A 23,925-nucleotide genomic window follows, 5' to 3' on the forward strand; every position below is an offset into this window, starting at 1 on the left:
TCCCAACCCGGATCTCTGAGTGTTTTTACAACCTCATTTGAGCGGCTGTTCCTCCGTGGGGCTGCTCTGATCGCTGTGTTTCCCTGCCTCACATATACGCGCTTTTCTTCGGCGTTTCTCCAACCTGATTTACGTACTCCCTCCTACGGGGCCTCCCGCGGGGCGCCCCTGTTTGCGGGGGGCTTTTTTCCGGCCCTGTGTCTGGAAAATAGGGGGCCGCACAATGGGCGCCACAACCCTGAGTAACGTCTTTGTGTTGGCATTTTCTGAGAAATGCGCGTTAACCAATTGTTTAATTAAGGATTTCTTAACCATCAGAAACATCTATTAATTGAATCAATATTAAAGCAGCAGGGGGAACTGGGCGTGAGTGAGGAACGGACCATGCAAGCCAAAAAGCCAAGCAGATCGACTTATTTGCCCCTGTTCGGGCTGGCCATACCGCTCGTCTCGGTGGGGATCCTGATCCCGGGGCAGGCCATGGCGATCCCGTCACCGGAACTGGTGATCGGGTCCGTTTCCTCTCTTTCGCAGGTGTTTGCGGTTGGATTTGCGGCGGTCACCGGCACGGCGGCGCTGATTGCCCGCCGGTTTGGAATTGCCCCCCGCGCTGGGGGGAAAGGGGGCCGTTTCCCGACCCGGCTGGTGGCTTTCCTGGTTCTGTCTGCGCTGGCGCTGGGCGCGCTCAACCTGTGGCAATATCGTTCAAACGAAGCGCGTGAACTTGCGCGCCTGCAGGCCACGCTGACCCGTCCGGCCCAGTTTGATGGGACAAGCATTCAGGACGAGAACCTGAAGGAAACAAGCTTTTCCAAACAGACGGACAACCCGCTGGCAATCAGCACTGCAGATGCGCAGCGCCTGTTGGACCCGTCCAATGGGCAGAGCGACACGCTGTTTTTCGATATCCGTGAAACCGCCGAACGCCGGATGGGCACCCTGCCGGGCGCGCAGCATGTGCGGTTTCCCGATTTCCTGAAATCCGATATCCCACTGGAGGGCAAGCAGGTGGTCCTGTTTTGCCACAATGGCAATCGCAGCAGTGAAACCTGCGCCGAACTGGCAGCCCGCGGGATCGACTGCCGCTTTATCGCAGGCGGGATCGAAAAGTGGATCGTCGAGGGGCGCGGCTATAGCGACAAGGCGGTGGAAACCCTGTCTGACCTGCGCGCGATCCCTGACTATCCGGGCAAGGATGTGCTGCTTAGCACCGAAGATTTCGAAACGCTGAAGGCGGATGGAAACCTGCAAATTGTGGATACCCGCTATCCCGGTGATTTTGCCACGGGCCATCTGCCCGGTGCCATCAATATCCCGGTGCGCGCCCTGCCTACGGATGAGCTCAAGTCCCGCATTGCCCAATTGCAGGACAAACCGACCATTGCCGCCTGTTATGACCGGCGCAGCTGTTTCATGTCGCAGGTGCTGGGGCTGGAAATGAGTGAGGCAGGGATCGAGTTCCTGGGCCGCTACACCACCCCTTGGGAGTATTTTGTCGCCCCGCAGCCGAAACCGCATGTGCAGGAGTGGCTGGCCGAACAGCAGGTGACACTCTGGCAACGCGCCGTGACCCTTCTGGCCACCGGGCTGAGCTGGGTCGCAGACCACGCGCATTTCGTGCTGGGGCTGGTGGGCCTGTCGCTGCTGTCGCGCCTGATGGTATTGCCGATAGCCCTGAAATCCGAACGGGATCAGATCGTGTCGGCGCGCCACGCGGCAGAGCTGAAATCCCTCAAGGACAGTCTGCGCGATGACCCGACCCGTCGTGCGCGCGCCATCCAGCAGTTCAATGCCGACAAGGGGTTGACGCCGATGCGCAACCTGATGGCCCTGCTGTTCCTGCCGGTGATGATGCTGGGGCTGAGTGCCACCGAACAGGCGGCCAAGACAGTCGAGACGCCTTTCTTGTGGGTGGCCCAGCTGGGGGCGCCGGACGGGACCTATCTTTTGCCCCTGCTGTTTGCCCTGCTCGCGGGAACCTATCTGCACTGGGCGGTGGCCAAGACCAGACGGCAGGCGGTCCTTTATTGGGCGCTGGGGGCGCCGGCCATGTTTGCACTGGTGTTCCAGCTCAGCGCGGCAGGCAATGTCTATCTCTGCACCAGCCTTGTGCTGCTCCTGATCCAACGGGCCTATGTCACCGGGGCGCTGGCCCGGTCATGGGCTGGGATCAAGGGCAGGCTGCGCCGCTGGGCCGGGCCGGGGCAGGCGGATCGGGTTATCCCGCTTGCCGATACCGACCGGCTTGAAGGCAGCGGAAACAAGGCCTATCGCCTGTCGGTTTTGAAAAATGCAGGCGTGCCGGTGCCGAATGGGGTTGTGCTGCGCAACGAGGGGATCCTTGCCTTTGCCAAGCTGACTGCAGAGCGGAAACAGGCCTTTGCCGCGCGCATTTCGGCCCTACTGGGCCAGGCCCCCTGCGCCGTGCGCAGTTCGGCGTCCAGCGAAGACGGGGTCGAGCAGAGTTTCGCCGGTGTCTTTGACAGCGTGCTGGATGTGCGCCCCGATGACATGGCGCAGGCGCTTGACACCGTGATCGCCTCGTTCACCGCGGCGCGGGTGGGCAGCTATGACATGGGCAAGGCGGGGCAGGACCCCGAGGGCCATGACGGCAATATCCTGATCCAGCATATGGTGCGGGCTGATTATGCCGGGGTTCTGTTCACGCAGGATCCGACCGCACCGGGGCTGAGTATGGTTGAGCTGGTGGCGGGCTGCGGCGATGATCTCGTGTCGGGCCGGGCCACGCCGCAAAGCCTGCGCTTTGGCCGCTACACGCAATTGCCCACCTCGGATGAAGCCGCGCCGATCGACCTTGCACCGCTGCTGGCGCTTGGCCGCAAGATCGAAAAGATTTTCGGCTGCCCGCAGGACATTGAATGGGCCTATGCCGGGGGCGCGTTCCAGATTGTGCAAAGCCGCGACATCACAACGCTTGGGGCCGGTGGCGCCTCCGAACAGGCGCGCACGGCGGAATGGCGGCGGATCTTCAAAATGGTTGCGGGCAGTGAGGCGGATCGTGTGGTGCTGGAGCAGGATGAAATGTCCGAAGTCCTGCCCCGCCCAACCCCGCTGTCCTTCTCGCTCATGGGGCAGCTCTGGGCCGCCGGGGGCAGTCTGGACATGGCATGTCGCCAGCTGGGGGTGGGTTATAACCTGCCCGAAGGGCGCCCCGGCCACCTGGTCAATTTCTTTGGCCGCACCTATGTGAATTGCGCGTTGAAAGAGCAGATGGCCCTGCGCCTGACCGGCAGCAAACCGCGGCAATTGCGTCGTCAGGCGCGGGCCATGCTGACAGAGTTCCGTGAGAAAACCATGCCCGCCCTGCATGAGGATCTGGCCTTCTGGCAGGCGGTTGACTATCGCGCCCTGACCGAGACGCAGATCGTGAATGCGATTGAGACCCTGCGCAACATGCTGGTGCAGGGGATCTATGTCGAGGCGGAAAAGGTCAATATTCTGGCAGGCTTCACCCAGGGGGAGGCCGCCGAGCAGGCCGGGCAGGACCCCGAGGCACAAGCCCGGCTCATGCATCCGGTTTTGCAGTCCGCACCGGTCAGCATGATCGACCAATGCGCGCGCCTGAAGGGCAAAAAGGCCAGACGGCGCACTCTGCTGGCGATGATGGGGCACCGGGCGGATGTGGATTATGAACTCAGCCTGCCGCGTTATGCGGAAAATCCAGAGCTGCTCTGGCCGATGCTGGACGGGGCGGTGTCGCAGCCTGCTGACCACGATGAACTGCCACAGGGCGCGCCGCAGGATCCGGTGGATCTGGCCATTGCGATGCAGGATCTGAAGGAACTGGCGAAGCATGAGGCGCTTCGGGTTGTTGCCGAGCTGCGCCGGGCCATTCTTGCCCTGTCGGAAAAGACCGATCTGGGGGAGCTGATCTTCCAGCTGAAGATGGAAGAGCTGCCGCGGCTCGCGCTGACCGACCCGTCGATTTACAAAGCCCGCGCCAAATGGCGTATGAAACGCGGCAAACGCCTGCTGAAAAAAGCACCCAAGCAACATGCGCTGACCCTGCGTGACTGCGAGCTGATGTCTGCGGCGACGCCCCTTCATGGGGCGGCAGAGGCCGGCGCGCTTGGCGGCACCTGCGTGTCGGGCAGTGCCAGCGCAACAGGTCGGGTTTTTGTGGTGGGCGAGGATGGCGGCTCCAGCGCCGATCTGTTCTCGGGGTTTCAGGATGGTGACATTATCGTCTGCCGCATGGTCAGCCCGTCATGGCTGCCCTATGTCACCCGCGCAGGGGCCGTTCTGAGCGAGATTGGCGGCTGGTTGAGCCACATGGCCATTGTTGCCCGCGAAAAGGACATCCTTATGTGTGTCGGCTGTTCCGGGCTTGATGGGTTGCAACAGGGGATGCAGGTGACGGTCGGAACAGATGGGTCGATTGTGCTGCCCGAAGAGGCCCCTGTGGTGCTGTCACGCAGCGCATGAGGCAGGAGCGGAAACTGGCGCAGGCTGGTGTGCGGGGCAGGGGAGGACCTCTGCCCCAAAGCGGTCAGGAAAATTTGCGAAACAACCGGGTCATGTCAAACAGCTCATCCAGCCGGTCAAACCGTTCCTTCGTCTTGTCCCAGCTTTCTTCCTGCGTCGCGGCGATCATCGCTTCCAGCAACATCATGGTCGAGATATTCGAATCCCACGCGGACGGGATTTCCACCCAGCAATTGAACATGTGATCGGCCACGGTGGCGATCGGGCTGGCCCATTGATCCGTTACCAGGATGACCTTCACCCCCCGTTCCGAGGCCAGCTCAGCCAGCCGTTGCAGGTTGGTCTCGTATCGCCGCACGTCAAACATCAGCAGCGTGTCCCCTTCGACCATGTCCAGCACGTAATGCGGCCATGTGGCAGAGGAGGAGGTCATGTGGGTCACCCGCTGCCGGATCGCCTGAAAATGGGTAAAGGCATAATCCGCCAGCGCGCGGGTGATCCGCCCGCCCACCACATAAAGCCGCCCTTCGGTATTGGCGAGCTGCCGGACCGCCGCATCAAACTGGGCCGGGTCGAGATTGGAAAAGGTCTGTTGCAGGTTGTCGGTCACCGCAAGCGAGAACCGGTGCAGCATATGCCCCTCGGGCGCGTCGCTGGCCCAGTTGTCACGCCGCTTGGTCGGGCCGGACACTTTGGCCTCCAGCTCTGACAGCAATGCGCGGTGAAACTGCGGATACCCCTTGAAGCCGAGTTTCTGCACCATGCGCGCCACGGTGGGGGTCGAGACATTGGCGTTTTCAGCGACGATGGTGATCGAAGCAAGCCCCGCCGCCGGGTAGTTTTCAATCAAGAGATTCGCAAACTTCCGCTCTGACTGGGTCAGGGTGGGATAGTGCTCGCGGATCAGGTCACGGACCGTGGCTGGTGGCTTGGTCAACGGCTCCTCCACTGTTCGACACGCATGTTTCTTAGGCGTTTGGGCCTTGAAAGAAAAGGGTGCGCCGTGTCTGTTAAATTACGGACGTGAAAAATTATTGACACAAAAATCTCTTCATGAAAAGATTTTTCCAAAATTAGCAGGTTTAGGGAGGTCTGCGATGCCGGAAGGCTCAGGTCTGACGCGAGAGGAGGCGGTTGAGGTTGTGAACCGTGATGGCGCGGGCGCCGTGCTGTTGCTGTGTGAACATGCGTCCAGCCAAATTCCAGCGCAATATGAGGGGCTTGGCCTGCGGGATGAGGATCGTCTGAGCCATGCGGCATGGGATCCCGGCGCCCGCGCCGTGTCGCTTTACCTGTCGCAGGCTTTGGACGCGCCGATGGTCGCCAGCCGGGTGTCGCGGCTGGTCTATGACTGCAATCGCCCGCCCGAAGCGCCGTCCGCCATGCCCGAAAAATCCGAATTGATCGAGGTGCCCGGCAATCGGGGGCTGTCCTTGCAGGAGAGGCGCGCGCGCGCGGATCAGATCTATGTGCCCTTTTGTGACACGGTGAGCGAGCTGATCACGGCGCGCAAGGCACGGGGGCAACAGACCGTCCTTGTCACGATCCACAGTTTCACGCCGGTCTATCACGGGGCGCCGCGCGCGGTTGAGATTGGCATTCTGCATGATGCGGACAGCCGGTTGGCAGATGCCATGCTGGCCCGGTCTTGCGCATTGCCGCACCGGCGCATTGCCCGCAATGAACCCTATGGTCCGGCGGACGGGGTCACCCATTCGCTGAAGCAGCACGGGCTGTCGCATGGGCTGGCCAATGTCATGATTGAGCTGCGCAATGACCTGGTTGCGACGTCTGCGGATGAGGTGGCCATGGCGGAAGAAATCCTGACCCTGCTGCGCCCGGCGCTGGCAGCACTTGAACCGGAAGGGGGCGACGATGCCTAATGCCATTCGGGCCTATGTGCGCGGGATAGATGCGATGAACCGCTTTATCGGTCGCATTGCCATGTATCTGATCTTTGCGCTGGTGGGGGTGCTGCTGTGGTCCTCTGTCTCCAAGACCTTTTTCAACCCGTCGCTCTGGACATTGGAAACCGCGCAGTTTGTGATGGTCGCCTATTACGTTCTGGGCGGGCCATATTCGATCCAGATGCAGTCCAATGTGCGGATGGATCTGTTTTACGCAAGCTGGTCGCCGCGCACCAAGGCCATGGTGGATGCGTTCACCGTTCTGTTCCTGATCACCTATCTGGGGATCCTGCTTTACGGGGCGATCAGTTCCACCGCCTATAGCCTGGGCTATTTCGGGTTGGAGCCGGTCACCTTCTTTTGGGATCTGTTCACCACCGCCCTGACCGAAGGCCCCGCTGCGGCGGGCGAGAAAATGGGCTATCTGGAGCGCAGCTCCACTGCCTGGCGGCCCTATCTGTGGCCGGTGAAATTCATCCTTTGCTTCGGCGTCTTCCTGATGCTCTTGCAATGTCTTGCCGAACTGTTCCGCGATATCGGACGCCTGCGTGGGGTTGAGCTGTAATGTCTTATGAAATGATCGCCACCGTGATGTTTGCGGGCATGATGGTCATGCTGCTGACCGGGCAACGGGTGTTCGGGGCCATCGGCTTTGTCGGGGCCATTGCTGGGATGTTCCTGTGGGGCACCGGCGGGGTCGAGATCCCGTTTTCGGCCGCGATGAAGCTGATGAAATGGTATCCGCTGCTGACGCTACCGATGTTCATCTTCATGGGCTATGTGCTGTCGGAGTCGAAAATCGCCGATGATCTTTACCGGATGTTCCATGTCTGGATGGGGCCGGTGAAAGGCGGGCTGGCCATTGGCACGGTTGGGCTTATGGTGCTGATTTCCGCCATGAACGGCCTGTCGGTGGCGGGGATGGCAATCGGGGCGACCATTGCGCTGCCCGAGCTGTTGCGGCGCGGCTATGACAAGATCCTTGTGACGGGCACCATTCAGGCGGGGTCCAGCCTGGGCATTCTGGTGCCGCCCTCGGTGGTGCTGGTGCTTTACGCAATGATTGCCCGCCAGCCGGTGGGGCAGTTGTGGCTGGCGGGTGTGATCCCCGGCCTGATGATGGCCACGATGTTTGTCGTCTATATCTATCTGCGCGCCCGGATGCAGCCGCATCTCGGCCCGGCCATGGCGCCGGAGGATCTGGCGGAATATGACCAGATCACCACCCATCCGCTGCGCCTGAATTACATTGTTCTGGGCGGGCTGGTGCTGGTGCCGCTGCTGGGGATGAGCGGTATGATCGACGCCAAGCCCGCGCTTGGCCTGGCCCTTGGTCTGGCGGCGCTGGCCTTTGTGACCCGCACCCTGCCGGGCTTTCACAAAGACATCTATATGAAAGAGAAATACCGGCTGCTGTTTTCCGGCGTGCTGCCGCTGGCGATATTTGCCACGATGATGGTGCCCTTTGTGAATGGCTGGACCTCTTTGGTGGAAAGTTCGGCCATCGGGGCGATGGCTGCGTTCTTTGCGGCGGTCCTGAAGGGGCGGATGACGCGCGCTGTTTTTGAAACCTCGGTGCGTTCGACGCTGGGTATTTCCTGCATGTTCATGTGGATCATTCTGGCGGCGCTGGCCTTTGGGGCGATTTTCGACGGGTTGGGCGCGGTGAAGGCGATCGAGGATCTGTTCACCGAACGTCTGGGCCTCAGCCCCTGGATGATCCTGATCCTGATGCAGCTGAGCTTCATCCTCATGGGCACCTTTCTGGATGACACCGCGATGCTGGTCATCGTGGCGCCGCTTTACGTGCCGCTGGTGGGCGCGCTGGGCTTTGATCTGATCTGGTATGGGGTGCTTTACACGATCACCACCCAGATCGCCTATATGACACCGCCCTTTGGCTATAACCTTTTTTTGATGCGGGCGATGGCCCCGCCCGAGATCGGGTTGAAGGACATCTATGTCTCGATCATCCCGTTTGCACTGGTGATGGTGCTGGCCCTCGCGCTGATCATGATTTTCCCGCAGATCGCCCTTTGGCTGCCGGAAACCGTTTACGGGAAATAACCACAAGAGCCCCGCGCTACGGGGCCGATTGAACCACAAGGAGACTGAAACATGACTACGAGACGCAAGTTTTTGACCACTGCCGGGGTGGGGGCGCTGGCCGCCCCGCTGGCCGCCCCTGCCATTGCCCAATCCACCATCAAGTGGCGGATGCAGACCTATGCCGGTGCGGCGCTGGCCGAACATGTGGTGAAACCCGCCATTGACAAGTTCAACAAGATTGCCGGCGACCGGATGCAGATCGAGCTTTATTACGCCGATCAGCTGGTCCCCACCGGAGAGCTGTTCCGTGCCATGCAGCGCGGCACGATCGACGCGGTGCAATCGGATGATGACAGCATGGCCTCGCCCACCGAAGTAACTGTTTTCGGGGGGTATTTCCCGTTCGCCTCGCGCTACTCGCTCGACGTGCCGGTGCTGTTTAACCAATATGGTCTGAATGAGATCTGGGACGAGGAATATTCCAAGGTCGGGGTGAAGCATATCTCGGCCGGGGCCTGGGATCCGTGCCATTTCGCCACCAAGGACCCGATCCATTCGCTTGCGGACCTGAAGGGCAAACGGGTGTTTACCTTCCCGACTGCGGGCCGGTTCCTGGCGCAGTTCGGTGTGGTGCCGGTGACGCTGCCCTGGGAAGATATCGAGGTCGCCATGCAGACCGGCGAACTGGATGGGATCGCCTGGTCGGGCATCACCGAAGATTACACCGTGGGCTGGGCTGATGTGACCAACTACTTCCTGACCAACAATATCTCGGGTGCCTGGGCCGGCAGTTTCTTTGCCAATCAGGGCCGCTGGAACGAGTTGCCGGAAGATCTGCAAACCCTGTTCCGGGTCTGCTGTGACCAGTCGCATTACTATCGCCAGTGGTGGTATTGGGGGGGTGAGGCCAGCCTGCGGGTGAATGGCACCAAGATGCAGCTGACCTCGATCCCGGATGCGGAATGGGCACAGGTCGAAGATGCGGCGGTGAAATTCTGGGACGAGATCGCCTCGGAAAGCCCGACCAAGGCCAAAGTGGTTGACATCTTCAAACGCTATAATGCCGATATGCAGAAGGCAGGCCGACCCTATCGTTACGGCTGATCACTCATACGCCCCGGCGTGAGCGCGCCGGGGCAACCACAGACAAAGGATGGGCATGATGTCCGGTAATCTGAGCTTTGACGACCTGAAATCGCAGGTGTCTTCCGGTGCGGTTGACACGGTGCTTGTGTGTTTTGCGGACATGCAGGGGCGCCTGATGGGCAAGCGGTTTCATGCGGGTCATTTTGTTGCGGGCGCCTATGAGGAAACCCATTGCTGCAACTATCTTCTGGCAACAGATCTTGAGATGGCGACGCCGGATGGCTATGCCTCGACCTCGTGGGAGCGGGGATATGGCGATTACGTGATGAAGCCGGACCTGTCGACCCTGCGGCCGGTGCCGTGGCTGGACGGCACGGTGATGGTGCTTTGCGATATTCTGGATCACCACACCCATGAGGAGGTGCCGCACAGCCCGCGCGCGATGCTGAAACGCCAGGTGCGCCGCATCGAGGCCATGGGCTTTGACGCGAAAATGGCGACCGAGCTGGAGTTTTTCCTGTTCGAAAAGAGCTTTGACGAGATCCGCAAGGAAGGTTTCCGCGATCTGGCGCCGATCTCCGGGTATAATCAGGACTATCACATCCTGCAGACCACCAAGGAAGAGCACGTGATGCGGCCGATCCGCAACCACCTGTGGAATGCGGGCCTGCCGATTGAAAACTCGAAAGGCGAGGCGGAGACCGGGCAGGAAGAGCTGAACATCAAATATGCCTCGGCGATGGACACGGCGGAATATCACACGATTGCCAAACATGCGATCAAGGAGATCGCCTGGCAGCAGGGTCATGCGGTGACCTTCCTGCCGAAATGGCATCACGACAAGGTGGGCAGCTCGTCCCATGTGCATCAGTCGCTTTGGAAAGATGGCGAGCCGGTGTTCTTTGATCCGGATGACAGCCTTGGCATGTCGGCACTGATGAAAAGCTATATGGCCGGTCTTTTGAAATACGCCCCGGATTACACCTATTTCATGGCGCCTTACATCAACAGCTACAAGAGGTTCATGAAGGGAACCTTCGCGCCGACCCGGATCATCTGGTCGGTGGACAACCGCACCGCGGGCTATCGCCTGTGTGGCGATGGCACCAAGGCAATCCGTGTGGAATGCCGCATTCCGGGATCCGACATGAACCCCTATCTGGCGATGGCGGGGATGCTGGCTGCGGGCATTGCGGGGATCGAGGAAGGACTTGAATTGCAGGCCCCCACGGTGGGCGATGTCTATCAGGGGGAGACGGGCATGATCCCGGGCAACCTGCGTGCGGCCCGCGATGCGCTGCATGGCTCTGCGATGCTGCGCGCTGCGATGGGCGATGAGGCAGTGGATCACTATGTGCGTGCCGCTGAGGTCGAGATCGAGGATTTTGAACGTGTCGTGACCGATTACGAGGTGGCGCGCGGGTTCGAACGGGCGTGATGCTCTGATGTAAATAGGGGGCTTTGCCCCCCGCCTTCGGCTCCCCCCAGGATATTTATGTCCAGAAAATAAGGGGAGTTGTTTCTGAGAATGGAGAGCTGGCATGGGTCAGGTGTTGAAATGTATCTCGCCGATTGATGGATCGGTGTTTGCCGAGCGCGAGGTGTTGTCGCGGGACGCGGCTTTTGCGGCGACGGCGCGCGCGCGCGCAGCCCAGGCCGCCTGGGCTGCACGGCCCTTGGCTGAGCGCGCGGAGCTTGTGATGGCAGGTGTTGCCGCGGTTGGTGCGATGAATGACGAGATCGTGCCAGAGCTTGCCCATATGATGGGGCGTCCGGTCCGCTATGGCGGTGAGTTCGGTGGCTTTAACGAACGTGCCGGTCACATGGCGTCGATTGCGGCAGAGGCTCTGGCCGATATCGCAGTGGGCGAGGACGAGACGTTCAAGCGCTATATCAAGCGCGTGCCGCATGGGGTGGTGTTTGTGGTGGCCCCCTGGAACTATCCTTACATGACAGCCATCAACACGGTGGCGCCGGCGCTGATTGCCGGCAATACGGTTGTGCTGAAACATGCCACCCAGACCTTGCTGGTGGGCGAGCGCATGGCGGCGGCCTTCCATGCGGCGGGCCTTCCCGAGGATGTGTTCCAGAACGTCTTCCTCTCACATGATGTGACCAATGATCTGATCGCGGGCAACGCGTTTGACTTTGTGAATTTCACCGGGTCCGTGGGCGGCGGTCAGGCGATGGAGCGTGCGGCGGCGGGCACGTTCACCGGGGTTGGCACCGAGCTGGGTGGCAAGGATCCGGGCTATGTCATGGAGGACGCCGATCTGGACGCGGCGGTGGAGACGCTGATTGACGGTGCGATGTTCAATGCGGGCCAGTGCTGCTGCGGGATCGAACGGATCTATGTGCATGAGAGCCTGTATGACGATTTTGTCGCCAAGGCGGTTGAGATCGTGAAAGGCTATAAGCTGGGCAACCCGCTCGACCCGGAAACCACGATGGGACCGATGGCCAATGTGCGCTTTGCCGATGAGGTGCGTGCGCAGATTTCCGAGGCGCTGGCCGAGGGGGCCGTGGCCCATATCGAGACCTTCGCCGAGGATGACGGGGGCGCGTATCTGACCCCGCAGATCCTGACCAATGTGACCCATGACATGCGGGTGATGCGCGACGAGAGCTTTGGTCCTGTGGTGGGCATCATGAAGGTTTCAAGCGATGACGAGGCGATCGCGCTCATGAATGACAGTGAATTTGGTCTGACCGCAAGCCTCTGGACCCGTGATCTGGACCGCGCCGCCGCCGTGGGCGACCGGATCGAGACCGGCACCGTCTTCATGAACCGGGCCGATTATCTTGATCCCGGCCTGTGCTGGACTGGCTGCAAGAACACCGGGCGCGGTGGCGGCCTGTCCGTGATCGGTTTTCACAATCTGACTCGCCCGAAAAGCTATCACCTGAAGAAGGTGACCGCCTAAGGGGGACAGCCTGCCCCCCTTTTCCTGACATTCCCCATGGGGGGGCAGGCTTATATTGGCCCCTGTCGGGGCGGAGGCAACTCTCGCCCGGTGGGGCGGGCATCCAAAGCGTTTCTGCTTGTTGTTGGGGCACAATAATACGCGGGAACGCCCACGCCATTTCGGTGTTTCGTGCGTTTTGAGTTCATGCTGTTACGCAACCCAATCTCGAAACGCTTCAATTATGAGGATATGAAGATGCAACTCGTTGGAAACTGGTCCTATCCGACCGCGGTGAAATTCGGCGCAGGCCGGATCCGGGAACTGCCTGAGGCCTGTGCGCAGGCGGGGATCAAGCGCCCGCTTCTGGTCACGGATAAGGGGCTTGCCGATCTGCCGATCACCCAGGCGACGCTGGATATCATGGAGGCCGCTGGCCTGGGGCGCGGCATGTTCAGCGATGTGGACCCGAACCCGTCCGAGATCAACCTGCATGCAGGCGTTGAGGCCTATAAGGCGGGCGATCATGACGGGGTGATTGCCTTTGGCGGTGGCTCGGGTCTGGATCTGGGCAAGATGGTGGCGTTTTACGCGGGCCAGACCCGCCCGATCTGGGATTTCGAGGACATTGGCGATTGGTGGACGCGGGCGGATGCGGATGCGATTGCCCCGATCATCGCGGTGCCAACCACGGCGGGAACCGGGTCGGAAGTGGGGCGTGCGTCGATCATCACCAACTCGGTCACCCATGAGAAAAAAATCATCTTCCACCCGAAAGTTCTGCCCAGCGTGGTGATCGCGGATCCCGAACTGACCATGGGCATGCCGAAATTCATCACGGCGGGCACTGGTCTGGATGCGTTTGCCCATTGCGTCGAGGCGTTCTCGTCCCCGCATTATCACCCGATGTCGCAGGGCATCGCGATTGAGGGGATGCGTCTGGTGATCGACTATCTGCCGCGCGCGTATGCAGATGGCACCGACCTTGAAGCCCGGGCACATATGATGTCCGCCGCGGCGATGGGGGCGACGGCGTTTCAGAAAGGGCTGGGTGCGATCCATGCGCTGTCCCATCCGGTTGGCGCGATTTTCAACACCCATCACGGCACCACGAATGCGGTCTGTATGCCTGCGGTTCTTGAATTCAATGCGGCCGAGATCGCGGATCGTTTCGACCGGGTGGCGGGGTATCTGGGGGTCGCTGGCGGCTTCAAGGGCTTCCAGAGCTTTGTTCAGGCGTTCAACGACAGTTTCGAAATCCCGCGCAAACTGTCCGAGATGGGCGTGAGCACGGACCAGATGGATGCGCTGGTGGAAGGCGCCATCAAAGATCCGAGCTGCGGCGGCAACCCCGTCGAACTGACCCGCGAAAACCTGCGCAGCCTGTTTGACGCGGTGATCTGATCCAAAGCGTTTCGGGACAGGCTTGAAACATATGTTTGTCCCGAAACGTCCACGATAAGGATGCCTGTTACAGCGTTTCGACCTTGCCCTGCCGCAGGTCAAAGTCGGAACCTTTGAGGGGCAAAAGGCTCAGACAGCGCGCATGTCCTGTTGCAATTTGCTTTGCAATGCCTTGGCAAGGTTGGAAATCTTGAAAGGTTTTTGCAGCAGGATCTCTTTTGTCGCCCCGTGCCCTTCTTTTTCCAAGATGCTCGCGGGATAGCCGGACATGTAAATCACCTTCATATCCGGTCGATGTCCCAGAACCTCTGCCACAAAGGCCGGGCCGCTGGTGCCGCCGGGCAGCACGACGTCCGAGAGGATCAGGTCAATTCCGGGATCGCGTGCCAGCTGTTGGCGCGCGGCTTGGGCATGTTCTGCCGGTGTCACAGCATATCCCAGCTTGTGCAGCATCTGTTCGGTGAGGTGGCGCAGTGCGGGATCGTCTTCGATCAGCAGGATATGCTCCCCGCGACCGCTGGGCCGGCATGGGGGGACCGGACGCGATTGAGCGGCAGTGTCCGGGGAGTGCGGGGCGCGCGGCAGGTAGAGGTCAATTATGCTGCCGTGTCCTTCCCGGCTGGAAATTACCACCTGACCGCCGGATTGTTGGGCAAAACCCATGACCATCGACAGGCCCAGCCCGCTGCCCTTGCCAACCCCCTTGGTGGTGAAAAACGGCTCGCAGGCATGTTTCATCACCTCTTGCGACATGCCTGTGCCGGTATCCGTGACCCGGATCACCACGTAATCACCGGGCTCCAATGTCAGCTCTTTCTCGTCCGGGGGGGCGTCAAAATGGCGATTGAAACAGTCGATCGTCAATTTGCCCCCGTCCGGCATCGCGTCCCGCGCATTGAGCACAAGGTTCAGCACCGCGTTTTCGATCTGTCCGGGGTCGGCAAAGGCAGGCCATGCCTCGTCATTTGTGGGCAGGTGAAGGTCAATGGTGGCGCCAAGCGTCGGCGTGAGCAGCCCCGGCAGCCCGCCAAGCAGTGCGGGCAGGTCCACCCGTTTGGGGCGCAGGGGCTGGCGCATGGAAAAGGCCAGCAGGCGCTGGGTCAGCTCGGCCCCCCGGCTTGCGGCGCGGATTGTGGCCTCAACCAGCGGGGCCACCGCGGGGGCAGGGCTTTGCTCGCCGATCAATTCGGCATTGCCCATGATCACGGTCAGAAGGTTGTTGAAGTCATGGGCCACACCGCCGGTCAACTGGCCAATCGCATCCATCTTGCGCGACTGGTGCAGCTCTTCCTCAAGCTCGATCCGTTCGGTAATATCGGTCAGAACACCGGTTGATCGCACCGCCCGCCCGGTGTCATCGGCAACCGCCTGGCCGCGCGCCATGAACCAGCGATAGGCACCTGCCCTTGTGCGGAACCGGTGTTCGTTGGAAAAGATCTGGCCGGGGGCGTTTATGTGCTCGGCCAATCTGGTGCGATAGGCTGCCAGGTCATCCGGATGCAGCAAAGATGAAAGGGAGTTTTGCTTGATCTCCTCGAACTCTTCACGGGAATAGCCAAGGCTTTTGGCAAATCCGGGGGAGGTGTAAAGCCTGTCCTCCAGAAGATCCCAATCCCAGATCGACACTTGCTGAACCGCAAGGGCATAGCGTTCCTGGCTGGCGCGCAGGGCGTCTTCATAGCGCCGCTGTTCGGTGACATCCTGCGCAATGGTCACAATGGCCCCGCCCGCGATATGCTGGTCGCGGATATTCAGGATGGTTCCGTCGTTGCGGGTCACCTCGATTGCGGGGGCATCAGGCAGTGAACGTGTGGCCAGACGGGCCGCAAGGAACCTGTCCTCATGCTGTGTTTCGGTGGGTATGTAGCCCTGTTTGATCGCTGCCCGCACAAAGTCCGAATAAGTGGTGCCGGGGGTGATGGCGGCCGGGATGTCACTGTGCATGTCGCGAAATTTCCGGTTCGCCAGAACCAGCCGGTCTTTGCTGTCCCACAGGCTGAACAGCTCGTTGCTGTCCTCCACACTGTTGGCCAGAAGCTCAGCAGCCTCGCGGGCTTTTTCTTCACTGAAAACCTGTTCGGTAATATCCGTCGCCACGCCGCGATAGCCGTAAAACTCCCCCGCATCATCGCGCACCGGAACACCCGAAACCCGGAGCCATTTGGTTTCACCGCCCACATGGACATAATAGTCGAAATCCTTGAAAGGGCGTCGGAGTTTCAGATCCTCCATCAGTGCGTCCCATTTGGGATGCTCATCTGCCGGGTCGCGCAGGGTGATCGGATCCATCCCGAGAATGTCGCCGGGGGATCGATCCAGAAAACCGGCCAGACCGTCCGATGCCCAGAGCAGGCGCAGGTTGCTGTCCAGTTCCCAAAACCAGTCCGAGCTGGCCATGGCAAAGTCCTGAAACCGGTTCTGGCTTTCACGCAGTGACAATTGGCGTTCGATCACCAAGCGGCTGAGAAAACCGGTCACCCCTGACAACAGCAGCCCCAGAACAAGGGCCAGAACATTCTGGCGCTGGGTCAGGATTGTGCTGATCGACGCGGATGGGCTGACGTGAACCTGCCAGACACGGTTGGCCAACTGGATATCCCGGGTGGCCACTGGTGCGTTCTGTCCGGGGCGGACGGAGGAGGTAAAGATCTCGGTTTCCCCATCAAAGACGCGAATGGCATAGGCCGCGCCCTCGTCCCCTCCAAGGGCGGTCTGCACAAGGGGGGTGGTGCGAAAGACCAGATTGAGAAAACCGATCACCGCGCCGCTGTCCTGAACCGGGATATAGGCCGCAACCCCTTGCCCGCCCTGAGCCAGTTCAAGGGGTGGGGTGACCTGAAGCTGCCCGCTTTCCCGTGCAGCTTCCAATGCGGCCCGCGGCAATGGCAAGGAGCGCAGATCAAGCCCCAACGCGGCGTGATTGCCCTCCAGCGGCGTGACAAAGCGGATGATCCCATCCGGGTCCACCCAGTTCAGCGCCTGTGTTTCCTGAAACATCAGGTGGTAAAGATCGGTCTCAACCTGGAAAGCGAGACTGTCGACCGAACTGTGCTCGCGGAACTGGCGGGCCAGCAGCCCAACCGTGTCAAACCGTGCCGTCACATGGGTCTGAAGGCGCGCTGCAAAATTGGCGCTGGCGATCCGGGTTTCTTCGAGTTGCTGCTGCTTTTGTGTTTCCCGATGCGACAGGTAAAAGGCGGCCAGCGTGACAAAGGTTGCCAGCGCGACGCAAAGCGGCACGAGCAGCCGGGAACTCGGTGGGTCGAATTTTACCAAAGGCCTGCCTGAAAGACTGTTGAGAAACCAACTTCAAGTAGAAAGGAGCTTGGTCTCTGCGTCAACTCTTTCGCATTATATCTCTGAAATTTAGCCTTTAGCGATTAACCTTAAGTTGAATTAAGTGCAAGGGATCCTGAATGCACGTTTACACGCAGACGCGGGTGCGCTGATCCGCTTGCCCCATCGAAAGCACCACCGGCGCCGCGGTCTGCCGCGCCTTGAAATCCGCCTTGTCCTGCAATCCGCGCCAGGTCTGCCGCACCAGCGATTGCGCCACCGCGCCGCCCAATGTGGTGCCGGGGCCCAGCAGGATGAACAGATCCGGCATGAACTCGCGCGCGGCCACCCGAAGGGCCGTGGTGAAATCATAGGGGGCAACCACCTGATGGCCCAGGGTGTAGCTGCGCAAGGCGGGCAAATCGGTGGCCCGCGGATGCCAGATCTTGCCGCGCCCATCAATCAGCGGCAGGTTGGGCCGGGCAAACAGATCCTGCCCCAGCCGGGCACGCCCCTCGGCGGCCACCGGTTCCTGCATGGCGGTGTGAAAGCCCGCATGCCCCGGCAAGTGCATGGGAAAACGCCCCTGTGTCACGGGCATTTCGGCCTCGAACGCTGCCAGCCCTTCGGTATTTCCTGCAAGGACCAGCATGCCTCCCAGATCAATCGAAAGGGTCAGGATATGGCCGGGGCGGGCGGCGATCTCGGACATCTTTGCCTCGATCCTCGCGCGTTCACCGGGGATCTCTGCCCAGGTCTCATCCACAAACGGATAGATCAGCTGCCCGCCGATCATGTGTTCGTGCATGAGCGTGCCCATGGTGTTGACCACTTCCAGCCCGCCGATCTGATCCAGTACTCCCGCACAGGCCAGCGCGATATACCAGCCCATCGAATTGCCGGTGACGCCCAGAATATCAATCCTGTCGCGGTCGATTGACAGGAAATCCGCAACGGCACAGGCATGGATGAGGCCCGACGCGTTGTCGCCCCGTGTATGGCGGGTCCCGGAGAACCGTGCTGCCCCATCCAGGGCGGAGAGCGGCTCCTGCCCCTGGCTCAACCGATAGGCATCAAACCCGGCCATCAGATCGGATTTGTCCGCGTGATGGCGCGCAAAATAGCCCAGTTCTTCGCGGTTATAAGTGCCGCGCCCGGGGGCGACGACAATGGCGGTTTGTTTCCGTGTCATGATCCGCTCCACATTCTGCGCGCGGCATCAGCGATGGTTTCGCGCGACGGCATGGTGGCCGCATAAGCCGGTCCGGTGGCGATGAAACTGTCCTCAGCCGCGAGGCGGGCATGGGGCAGGTTGGTCCTCTCATGCAGCAGCGCCATCAACGCCTCGGACTGGCTGCCGGTGATGCGGCATTCATCCACGATCAGCACTTTTTCTGCGCCTTCAAGGGCTTGCAGGATCCCCTCGGTGGGGAGTGGCGCCAGCCAGCGCAGGTCGATGATCCGGGTTTCGATCCCTTCTGCGGCCAGATCTGCCGCCGCCTGTGTTGAGAGGTAACGCCCGTTGCCATAGGTCAGGATTGCCAGCGGGCCATCGCCTTCGACCCCCACTTCCCCCAGCCCGATCCGCCGGTCGGGTGCGGGGTAGGGGCGCATCCAGCCGCCATCCTTGGGGGCGAGAAGATCGCGCATCGGGTAAAGCGCAATCGGTTCCACCATCACCACCACGCGGGCCTCTTCCCGCGCCAGCCGCACGCATTCGCGCATCATCATCGCCGCCTCATCACCGCGCGATGGGCAGGCGATCACGATGCCCGGGATATCGCGCAACACGGCCAGCGAGTTGTCATTGTGGAAATGCCCGCCGAAGCCCTTTTGATAGCCCAGCCCGGCAATGCGCAGCACCATCGGGTTGGTAAACTGCCCGTTTGAGAAAAACGGCAGTGTCGCCGCCTCGCCGCGCAGCTGGTCTTCGGCATTGTGCAGATAGGCGAGGAACTGAATTTCGGGCATCGGGATGAACCCGTTATGCCCCATGCCGATTGCCAGCCCCAGAATGCTTTGCTCATCCAGAAGCGTGTCGATCATCCGGTCCGGGCCGAACCGGTCGATCAGCTTTTGTGTGACGCCATACACGCCGCCTTTGCGCCCCACATCCTCGCCCATCATGACAATCTCGCCATGCTCCAGCATCAGATCGGTTAGCGCCCAGTTGAGCAGCTTGTTCATCGGCTGCGGCGTGTCCAGCGCCTTGAAATCACTTCCAAAAGCTGCCTCTCGCGCTGCCATGTCCGGCCCGTTGGTGGGGGCGCAGATACGGGGGGGAGGGATCAGGGACGCCATCACACCCTCTGCCGTTTTCAGCCTTGGCCGGGTGATCACCTCTTCGGCCACGCGCGCGCATTGGTCCTCGCTTTCCTGATAGATCGCCAGAACCTCGTCAGCCGACAACACGCCCTTTTGGATCAGCAGCCGTGCGGAATGCAAAAGCGGATCATCCGCCTCCCAGCCCTCGAACACCTCTTTCTTCAGGTAAGCCTGCTGCAGATCCGATCCCGCATGGCCGTAAAGCCGCACCAGCGACAGATGCAGAAAGGCCGGTTTCTTGCGTGTGCGCACATAGTCCGCCGCCTCCAGCGCCACGCGGTAGGTGTCATAGATATCCAGCCCGTCCGCGTGGAAGTATTTCAGCCCCGGCTTGTGCGAGAAATTCGCCCCCACCCAGCCGCGCGGGGTGCGGGTGGAAATGCCGATCCCATTGTCTTCGCAGACAAACAGAAGGGGCAGGGGAACGGATTGATACGCGGTCCAGCAGGCGGTGTTGATCGCCCCTTGCGCGGTGGAGTGGTTTGAGGAGGCATCGCCAAAGGAACACATCACCAGCGCGTCATCCGCCAGCACCTTGTGTTCACAATCATGCCGCTTGCCCAGTCCAATCGAATAGGCTGCCCCCACCGCCTTGGGCAGGTGGCTGGCAATGGTTGAGGTCTGCGGCGGGATCATCAGCGCCTTTGACCCCAGCACCTTGTGCCGCCCCCCGGAACAGGGATCCTCGGACGAGGTGGCAAAACTCAGGAGCATGTCCCAGGCCGGGGTGGTGCCGGGCACCTGTGCCGATCGCATGGTTTGAAACGCGCCGTCGCGGTAATGAAGAAAGGCCATGTCATCCGGGCGCAGTGCCGCGGCCACGGCGGCCATGCCTTCATGCCCGCTGGACCCGATCGTGTAATAGCCTTCACCTGCGGCCTGCATCCTGCGCGAGCGGCGGTCGAGATTGCGGCTCAGAACCTGCGCGCGAAACAGCTCAACGGCCAATGTGTCAGACAGGGGGCCTGCCGCTGCGCGCCCGGTCGGAAACCGGCCTGTTTCCACCGCCTTGCGAAAGGCCTGATCAACGATATCCGCGCGATCCATCGCATCCTCCTGCCCTTGGGCCCGGGTCTGTTCTATTCAGGAAAGACTTGTGTCTTTGGTATATATTAACGGATGGATTCACCGGAAAAAAACGATATTACCGCATAAGAACATTCCCAAATGGAATAAAGGTTCCCCCCATGGCGCGTCGATTTTCCCCGTCCACCTCTTGCCTTGCCGCGTTTGAAGCGGTGGCACGGCTTGGATCAGTGTCGGATGCCGCACAGGAGCTGGACCTGACGCAGAGCGCGGTCAGCCGTCAGGTGCAGAAACTGGAGGCGCAGGTGGGGCAGGGGCTGTTTCGGCGTGATCGCAAGCGGCTGGTCCTGACCGAACCGGGCGCGCGCTATGCCGAGGAGATCCGCATGGCGCTGGCGCAGATCACCAATGCAACAATTGCCCTGCAGACCAACCCGGAAGGCGGGGTGTTCAACCTTGCGATCCTGCCCAGTTTCGGCACCCATTGGCTGGCTCCGCGCCTGCCGGAATTCATGGCAGAACATCCCGGCATCACGCTGAACCTGTCCACCCGCACCGCACCATTTGCCTTTGCCGGTGAGGCCTTCCATGGCGCGATTCATTTCGGGCGCGATGACTGGGACGGGGCGGGAGCGGTGAAACTGTGGGAGGAGCAGGCGCTGGCGGTGGGCGCACCCGGTTTGCTGGCGCAGATGGACGGGGCCGAGGCGCCGCGTCTTGCCCTGGAAACCCGGCCTGACGCCTGGGCGGCGTGGGAGCGGGCACACACCCGCGCGCCCGGGGGCCGCCCCGCCATGGTGGTGGACCAGTTCGCCACCATGCTGCGGGCGGCGCAGGCCGGGCTTGGCATTGCGCTCATGCCGGATTTTCTGGTGGAACGGGCCCTTGAAGAGGGCAGCCTTGAGCAATTGCCGGGATCGGTGCCGGTCAGTGTCGGCAGTTATTACCTTGTTTGGCCGGAAAACGGTGCGGATTATCCCGGATTGATTGCTTTTAGGGATTGGTTGATTGAGGAAAGCAATCAAATGAGGCCCTGAACGCCTCACCCCCGCGCTTTCCCCTTTTCCCCACGCAGCTGATTTGGCGTCTTGGCATATTCCAGCCGATAGGCGCGGGCCAGAGAGGAGCTGTCGGAAAACCCGCAGGCAAGCGCCACGTCAATCAACGGCATGCGCGTGTCGGTGATCAGCGCCTGCGCCCGTTTCAGCCTGATTTTCTTGTAAAATTTCGCAGGCGTTTCATCAAGATTGATCAGGAACAGACGTTCAAGCTGCCGGGTCGAGACCCCCACTTTCTGCGCCAGCTCCGACACTTTCAGCGGATGTTCCACCGTTTCTTCCATCAGGCGAATGGCGCTTTGCAGGCGCTTTTCCAGAAAGTTGGACGAGTGGCTCATCCCTTTGGGCTGGTCCCGGTTGGGGCCACGCACATGTTCCAGCATCAGCTGTGCCGCCAGCTCCGCCGCCTCCTGCGGGGCGAGCTGTTCGGACAGGATTGCGACCATCAGCTCCAGCGTATGCCCGCCCCCCGCGCAGGTCATGATCCCGCCGGCATCTTCGGCCAGATGGGTGGTCAGCGTGGGGTAATCGCCACCTTCCGACAGCACGTTCACATCGCCCCAGTTTGTTGTCACCGGATGGCTGCGCGGGTTGGTGGCCTTGATATATTCGGTGGCCGCCCCGGACAGAAGCACCACCCGCCGTTTGATTTTCTGCATCGCTCTCAGCCGCGCCATCCAGCCGCCGCCATGGCTGCCGGTGCCGCCAATCACCACCAACACCTGCCGGAGATATTGCTCCCCGATCGAGGGGCCCGCCCGCACCATCATATCCCCGTTGCTGTGCACGATGCCCGGATGATCCGAGGTGATCTGCCACGGGAACCGCTCATATCCGCAGACGTCATTGGCCGTGTTCAGCGCCGACAGGATCGCGGCAAGCTCAATCTGCCAGAATCCGGGCTGCACAAAGATCTCGATCCCGCACACGGGGGCGGTTGGGTCTGCGCCCGTGTCGGTGTCTTGTGAAATCTCGTCTGGCATCAGGGCGTGTTCCGTCGGGTGTCAAGTCTGGGTCAGGGCCCGAAATGGGCGCAAGGGGTTCTCATGTCTGCGATATTTGATACAGCCAGACAAGCCCCGGGCATAGTCCGGGTTGCGTCACCAGATCATTGAAAACCGTCAGGGCAGGCCCAATTTCCCGTCAGAACCGATCTTTCAGAAGATGGGTCAGGGTGGCACCGGTTTCGTAATAGACCTGCCGGGTGGCGGTCATCGTCACCCCGTTCTGATCCACCGGCGGCCGGGGCAGAAGCGCCCGGTCGTCCTTGATAAGCGCCTCCGCCATGGCCTTGCCAAACAGGGTGCCCGGCCCAATGCCGCGCCCGGAAAAGCCAAAGGCGATCAGGGCGTTATTTCCCATCGGCAGGATTTTCGGCAGATATTCCTCGGTCATGGCAATGCGCCCGTGCCAGGGGGTGTTCAGGCGCAGCCCGGCAAGGGCGGGAAACATCCGGGCCAGTTTGCGATCAAGCCAGGCAAGATGGGCCCCGCTGGCAAAGTGGTCAATCGCCCCCATGCCGCCCATTACCAGCCGTCCGGCCTGATCAAGCCGCCAGGACGACATGACCATCGCCGTGTCCCAACATCCCTCGCCCCCCGGCAGGATCTGCGCGAGCTGATCGGCCGGCAGCGGATCGGTGGCCGCCTGAAAGTAATGGACCGGCACTACCTTCGGGGCAGGGGCCCCCTGGACGGGCAGATGATAAGCATTGGTTGCGATGATCATCTTCCGGGCCGAGATCGCGCCCTCAGGGGTGCGCAGCTGCCAGCCGGTGCGGGTTTGCAAAATTTCGGTGGCAGGGCTGTTTTCATGCAGATGCGCCCCGCATTCCATCGCGGCCCGCGCCAGACCCCTGGCGTAACCCAATGGCTGGATCGTGCCCGCGCGGGGATCAAACAGCGCGCCATGCACCTGCGTCGACCCCACCCGTGCCACCGCCTCCTCTCGTGACAGCAAAGTGACCGGTGCGCCGATGGCCGAGAGCTGCCGGTGCCGGTTGGCAAGATCGCGCATCCCGGATCTGGCATGGGCGCAATGCAATGTGCCTGCGCGCACCGGTTCACATTTGATGTCAAATTCCCGGATCAGTTCAAAGACAAGATCCGGCGCCCCGGCAAGGGCTGCGGACAGATTGTCGCCTGCCTCTTTGCCGATCCGCTTGGCGATCTCCTCCGGTGGCAGCCACAGCCCCGCATTGACCAGCCCCACATTCCGACCAGAGCCACCCTGCCCAAACCGACCCGCTTCAATCAGGCGGACGTCAAGCCCGGCTCGTGCCGCGGTCAGCGCCGCCGACAAGCCGGTATAGCCACCGCCCACCACCACCAGATCAGCCGTAACCTCCCCGCTCAGGGCGGCGGCGCCGGGATGCTCGGCGCAGGTTTTGTGCCAAAGGCTTTCGGTGATGTCCGCCCCCAAAGGCGCGCCCCGCTTTGTGCTCAA

General features: G+C 61.2%; 15 protein-coding genes. 9 read left to right on the plus strand and 6 right to left on the minus strand.

The features are described 5' to 3' along the window. Nucleotides 1–384: 384 nt before the first annotated feature. Nucleotides 385–4,446: a PEP/pyruvate-binding domain-containing protein gene (locus XMD517_RS00300; RefSeq protein WP_173485435.1), complete on the plus strand. Its 4,062-nt coding sequence runs from the start codon at nt 385–387 to the stop codon at nt 4,444–4,446. A gap of 64 nt (nt 4,447–4,510) precedes the next feature. Here the strand turns inward: XMD517_RS00300 and XMD517_RS00305 are convergent, their stop codons facing one another. Continuing rightward, nucleotides 4,511–5,383: a MurR/RpiR family transcriptional regulator gene (locus XMD517_RS00305; protein ID WP_173485436.1), complete on the minus strand. Its 873-nt coding sequence runs from the start codon at nt 5,381–5,383 to the stop codon at nt 4,511–4,513. Between the two features lie 160 nt (nt 5,384–5,543). Between XMD517_RS00305 and XMD517_RS00310 the strand changes: the two genes are divergently transcribed. From XMD517_RS00310 to XMD517_RS00340, 7 genes are all read left to right on the plus strand, one after another. Next, nucleotides 5,544–6,329 carry an N-formylglutamate amidohydrolase gene (locus XMD517_RS00310; protein WP_173485437.1) on the plus strand — a complete coding sequence of 262 codons (786 nt, stop codon included), beginning with the start codon at nt 5,544–5,546 and terminating at the stop codon, nt 6,327–6,329. Further along, complete coding sequence (locus XMD517_RS00315) at nt 6,322–6,918, plus strand: TRAP transporter small permease subunit (RefSeq protein ID WP_055188776.1); 597 nt, start codon at nt 6,322–6,324, stop codon at nt 6,916–6,918. The genes XMD517_RS00310 and XMD517_RS00315 overlap by 8 nt, the downstream gene beginning before the upstream one ends. Next, nucleotides 6,918–8,420, plus strand: a complete 1,503-nt coding sequence (locus XMD517_RS00320) for a TRAP transporter large permease subunit (RefSeq protein ID WP_173485438.1) — start codon at nt 6,918–6,920, stop codon at nt 8,418–8,420. The genes XMD517_RS00315 and XMD517_RS00320 overlap by 1 nt, the downstream gene beginning before the upstream one ends. A gap of 51 nt (nt 8,421–8,471) precedes the next feature. Continuing rightward, nucleotides 8,472–9,506: a TRAP transporter substrate-binding protein gene (locus XMD517_RS00325; protein WP_055188780.1), complete on the plus strand. Its 1,035-nt coding sequence runs from the start codon at nt 8,472–8,474 to the stop codon at nt 9,504–9,506. 58 nt (nt 9,507–9,564) lie between these two features. After that, complete coding sequence (locus tag XMD517_RS00330) at nt 9,565–10,926, plus strand: glutamine synthetase family protein (RefSeq protein ID WP_173485439.1); 1,362 nt, start codon at nt 9,565–9,567, stop codon at nt 10,924–10,926. Between the two features lie 103 nt (nt 10,927–11,029). Beyond that, nucleotides 11,030–12,412 carry an aldehyde dehydrogenase family protein gene (locus XMD517_RS00335; RefSeq protein ID WP_173485440.1) on the plus strand — a complete coding sequence of 461 codons (1,383 nt, stop codon included), beginning with the start codon at nt 11,030–11,032 and terminating at the stop codon, nt 12,410–12,412. Between the two features lie 237 nt (nt 12,413–12,649). Beyond that, on the plus strand, nt 12,650–13,795 hold the full coding sequence (locus XMD517_RS00340; protein WP_173485441.1) for an iron-containing alcohol dehydrogenase: 1,146 nt from the start codon (nt 12,650–12,652) through the stop codon (nt 13,793–13,795). Nucleotides 13,796–13,924: 129 nt separating this feature from the next. Here the strand turns inward: XMD517_RS00340 and XMD517_RS00345 are convergent, their stop codons facing one another. The 3 genes from XMD517_RS00345 to XMD517_RS00355 form a co-directional block, all read right to left on the minus strand. Then, a complete protein-coding gene (locus XMD517_RS00345; protein ID WP_173488222.1) occupies nt 13,925–17,071 on the minus strand; it encodes a PAS domain S-box protein in 3,147 nt (1,048 codons plus the stop codon). Between the two features lie 148 nt (nt 17,072–17,219). Then, nucleotides 17,220–18,263, minus strand: a complete 1,044-nt coding sequence (locus XMD517_RS00350) for an ACP S-malonyltransferase (RefSeq protein ID WP_173485443.1) — start codon at nt 18,261–18,263, stop codon at nt 17,220–17,222. Beyond that, nucleotides 18,260–20,443 carry a dehydrogenase E1 component subunit alpha/beta gene (locus XMD517_RS00355; protein WP_173485444.1) on the minus strand — a complete coding sequence of 728 codons (2,184 nt, stop codon included), beginning with the start codon at nt 20,441–20,443 and terminating at the stop codon, nt 18,260–18,262. Before XMD517_RS00355 ends, XMD517_RS00350 begins: the two co-directional genes overlap by 4 nt. Before the next feature lie 140 nt (nt 20,444–20,583). On the opposite strand from XMD517_RS00355, the gene XMD517_RS00360 reads away from it, so the two are divergent. Further along, nucleotides 20,584–21,459 carry a LysR family transcriptional regulator gene (locus XMD517_RS00360; RefSeq protein ID WP_173485445.1) on the plus strand — a complete coding sequence of 292 codons (876 nt, stop codon included), beginning with the start codon at nt 20,584–20,586 and terminating at the stop codon, nt 21,457–21,459. A gap of 5 nt (nt 21,460–21,464) precedes the next feature. Here XMD517_RS00360 and XMD517_RS00365 read toward each other — a convergent pair whose 3' ends face one another. Next, on the minus strand, nt 21,465–22,463 hold the full coding sequence (locus XMD517_RS00365) for a GlxA family transcriptional regulator (protein ID WP_173485446.1): 999 nt from the start codon (nt 22,461–22,463) through the stop codon (nt 21,465–21,467). A 160-nt stretch (nt 22,464–22,623) separates the two neighbouring features. Beyond that, nucleotides 22,624–23,925: an FAD-binding oxidoreductase gene (locus XMD517_RS00370; protein WP_254449630.1), complete on the minus strand. Its 1,302-nt coding sequence runs from the start codon at nt 23,923–23,925 to the stop codon at nt 22,624–22,626.

It is taken from the genome of Aliiroseovarius sp. xm-d-517 (genome assembly GCF_013283135.1).
GTDB lineage: Bacteria > Pseudomonadota > Alphaproteobacteria > Rhodobacterales > Rhodobacteraceae > Aliiroseovarius > Aliiroseovarius crassostreae.

Excerpts from the sequence above, each read along its gene's own strand:
- XMD517_RS00330 (WP_173485439.1), top strand. The coding sequence starts at position 9,565 with ATGTCCGGTAATCTGAGCTTTGACGACCTGAAATCGCAGGTGTCTTCC.
- XMD517_RS00360 (WP_173485445.1), top strand. The coding sequence starts at position 20,584 with ATGGCGCGTCGATTTTCCCCGTCCACCTCTTGCCTTGCCGCGTTTGAA.
- XMD517_RS00365 (WP_173485446.1), bottom strand. The coding sequence starts at position 22,463 with ATGCCAGACGAGATTTCACAAGACACCGACACGGGCGCAGACCCAACC.
- XMD517_RS00350 (WP_173485443.1), bottom strand. The coding sequence starts at position 18,263 with ATGACACGGAAACAAACCGCCATTGTCGTCGCCCCCGGGCGCGGCACT.
- XMD517_RS00315 (WP_055188776.1), top strand. The coding sequence starts at position 6,322 with ATGCCTAATGCCATTCGGGCCTATGTGCGCGGGATAGATGCGATGAAC.
- XMD517_RS00325 (WP_055188780.1), top strand. The coding sequence starts at position 8,472 with ATGACTACGAGACGCAAGTTTTTGACCACTGCCGGGGTGGGGGCGCTG.
- XMD517_RS00340 (WP_173485441.1), top strand. The coding sequence starts at position 12,650 with ATGCAACTCGTTGGAAACTGGTCCTATCCGACCGCGGTGAAATTCGGC.
- XMD517_RS00320 (WP_173485438.1), top strand. The coding sequence starts at position 6,918 with ATGTCTTATGAAATGATCGCCACCGTGATGTTTGCGGGCATGATGGTC.
- XMD517_RS00310 (WP_173485437.1), top strand. The coding sequence starts at position 5,544 with ATGCCGGAAGGCTCAGGTCTGACGCGAGAGGAGGCGGTTGAGGTTGTG.
- XMD517_RS00355 (WP_173485444.1), bottom strand. The coding sequence starts at position 20,443 with ATGGATCGCGCGGATATCGTTGATCAGGCCTTTCGCAAGGCGGTGGAA.
- XMD517_RS00300 (WP_173485435.1), top strand. The coding sequence starts at position 385 with ATGCAAGCCAAAAAGCCAAGCAGATCGACTTATTTGCCCCTGTTCGGG.
- XMD517_RS00335 (WP_173485440.1), top strand. The coding sequence starts at position 11,030 with ATGGGTCAGGTGTTGAAATGTATCTCGCCGATTGATGGATCGGTGTTT.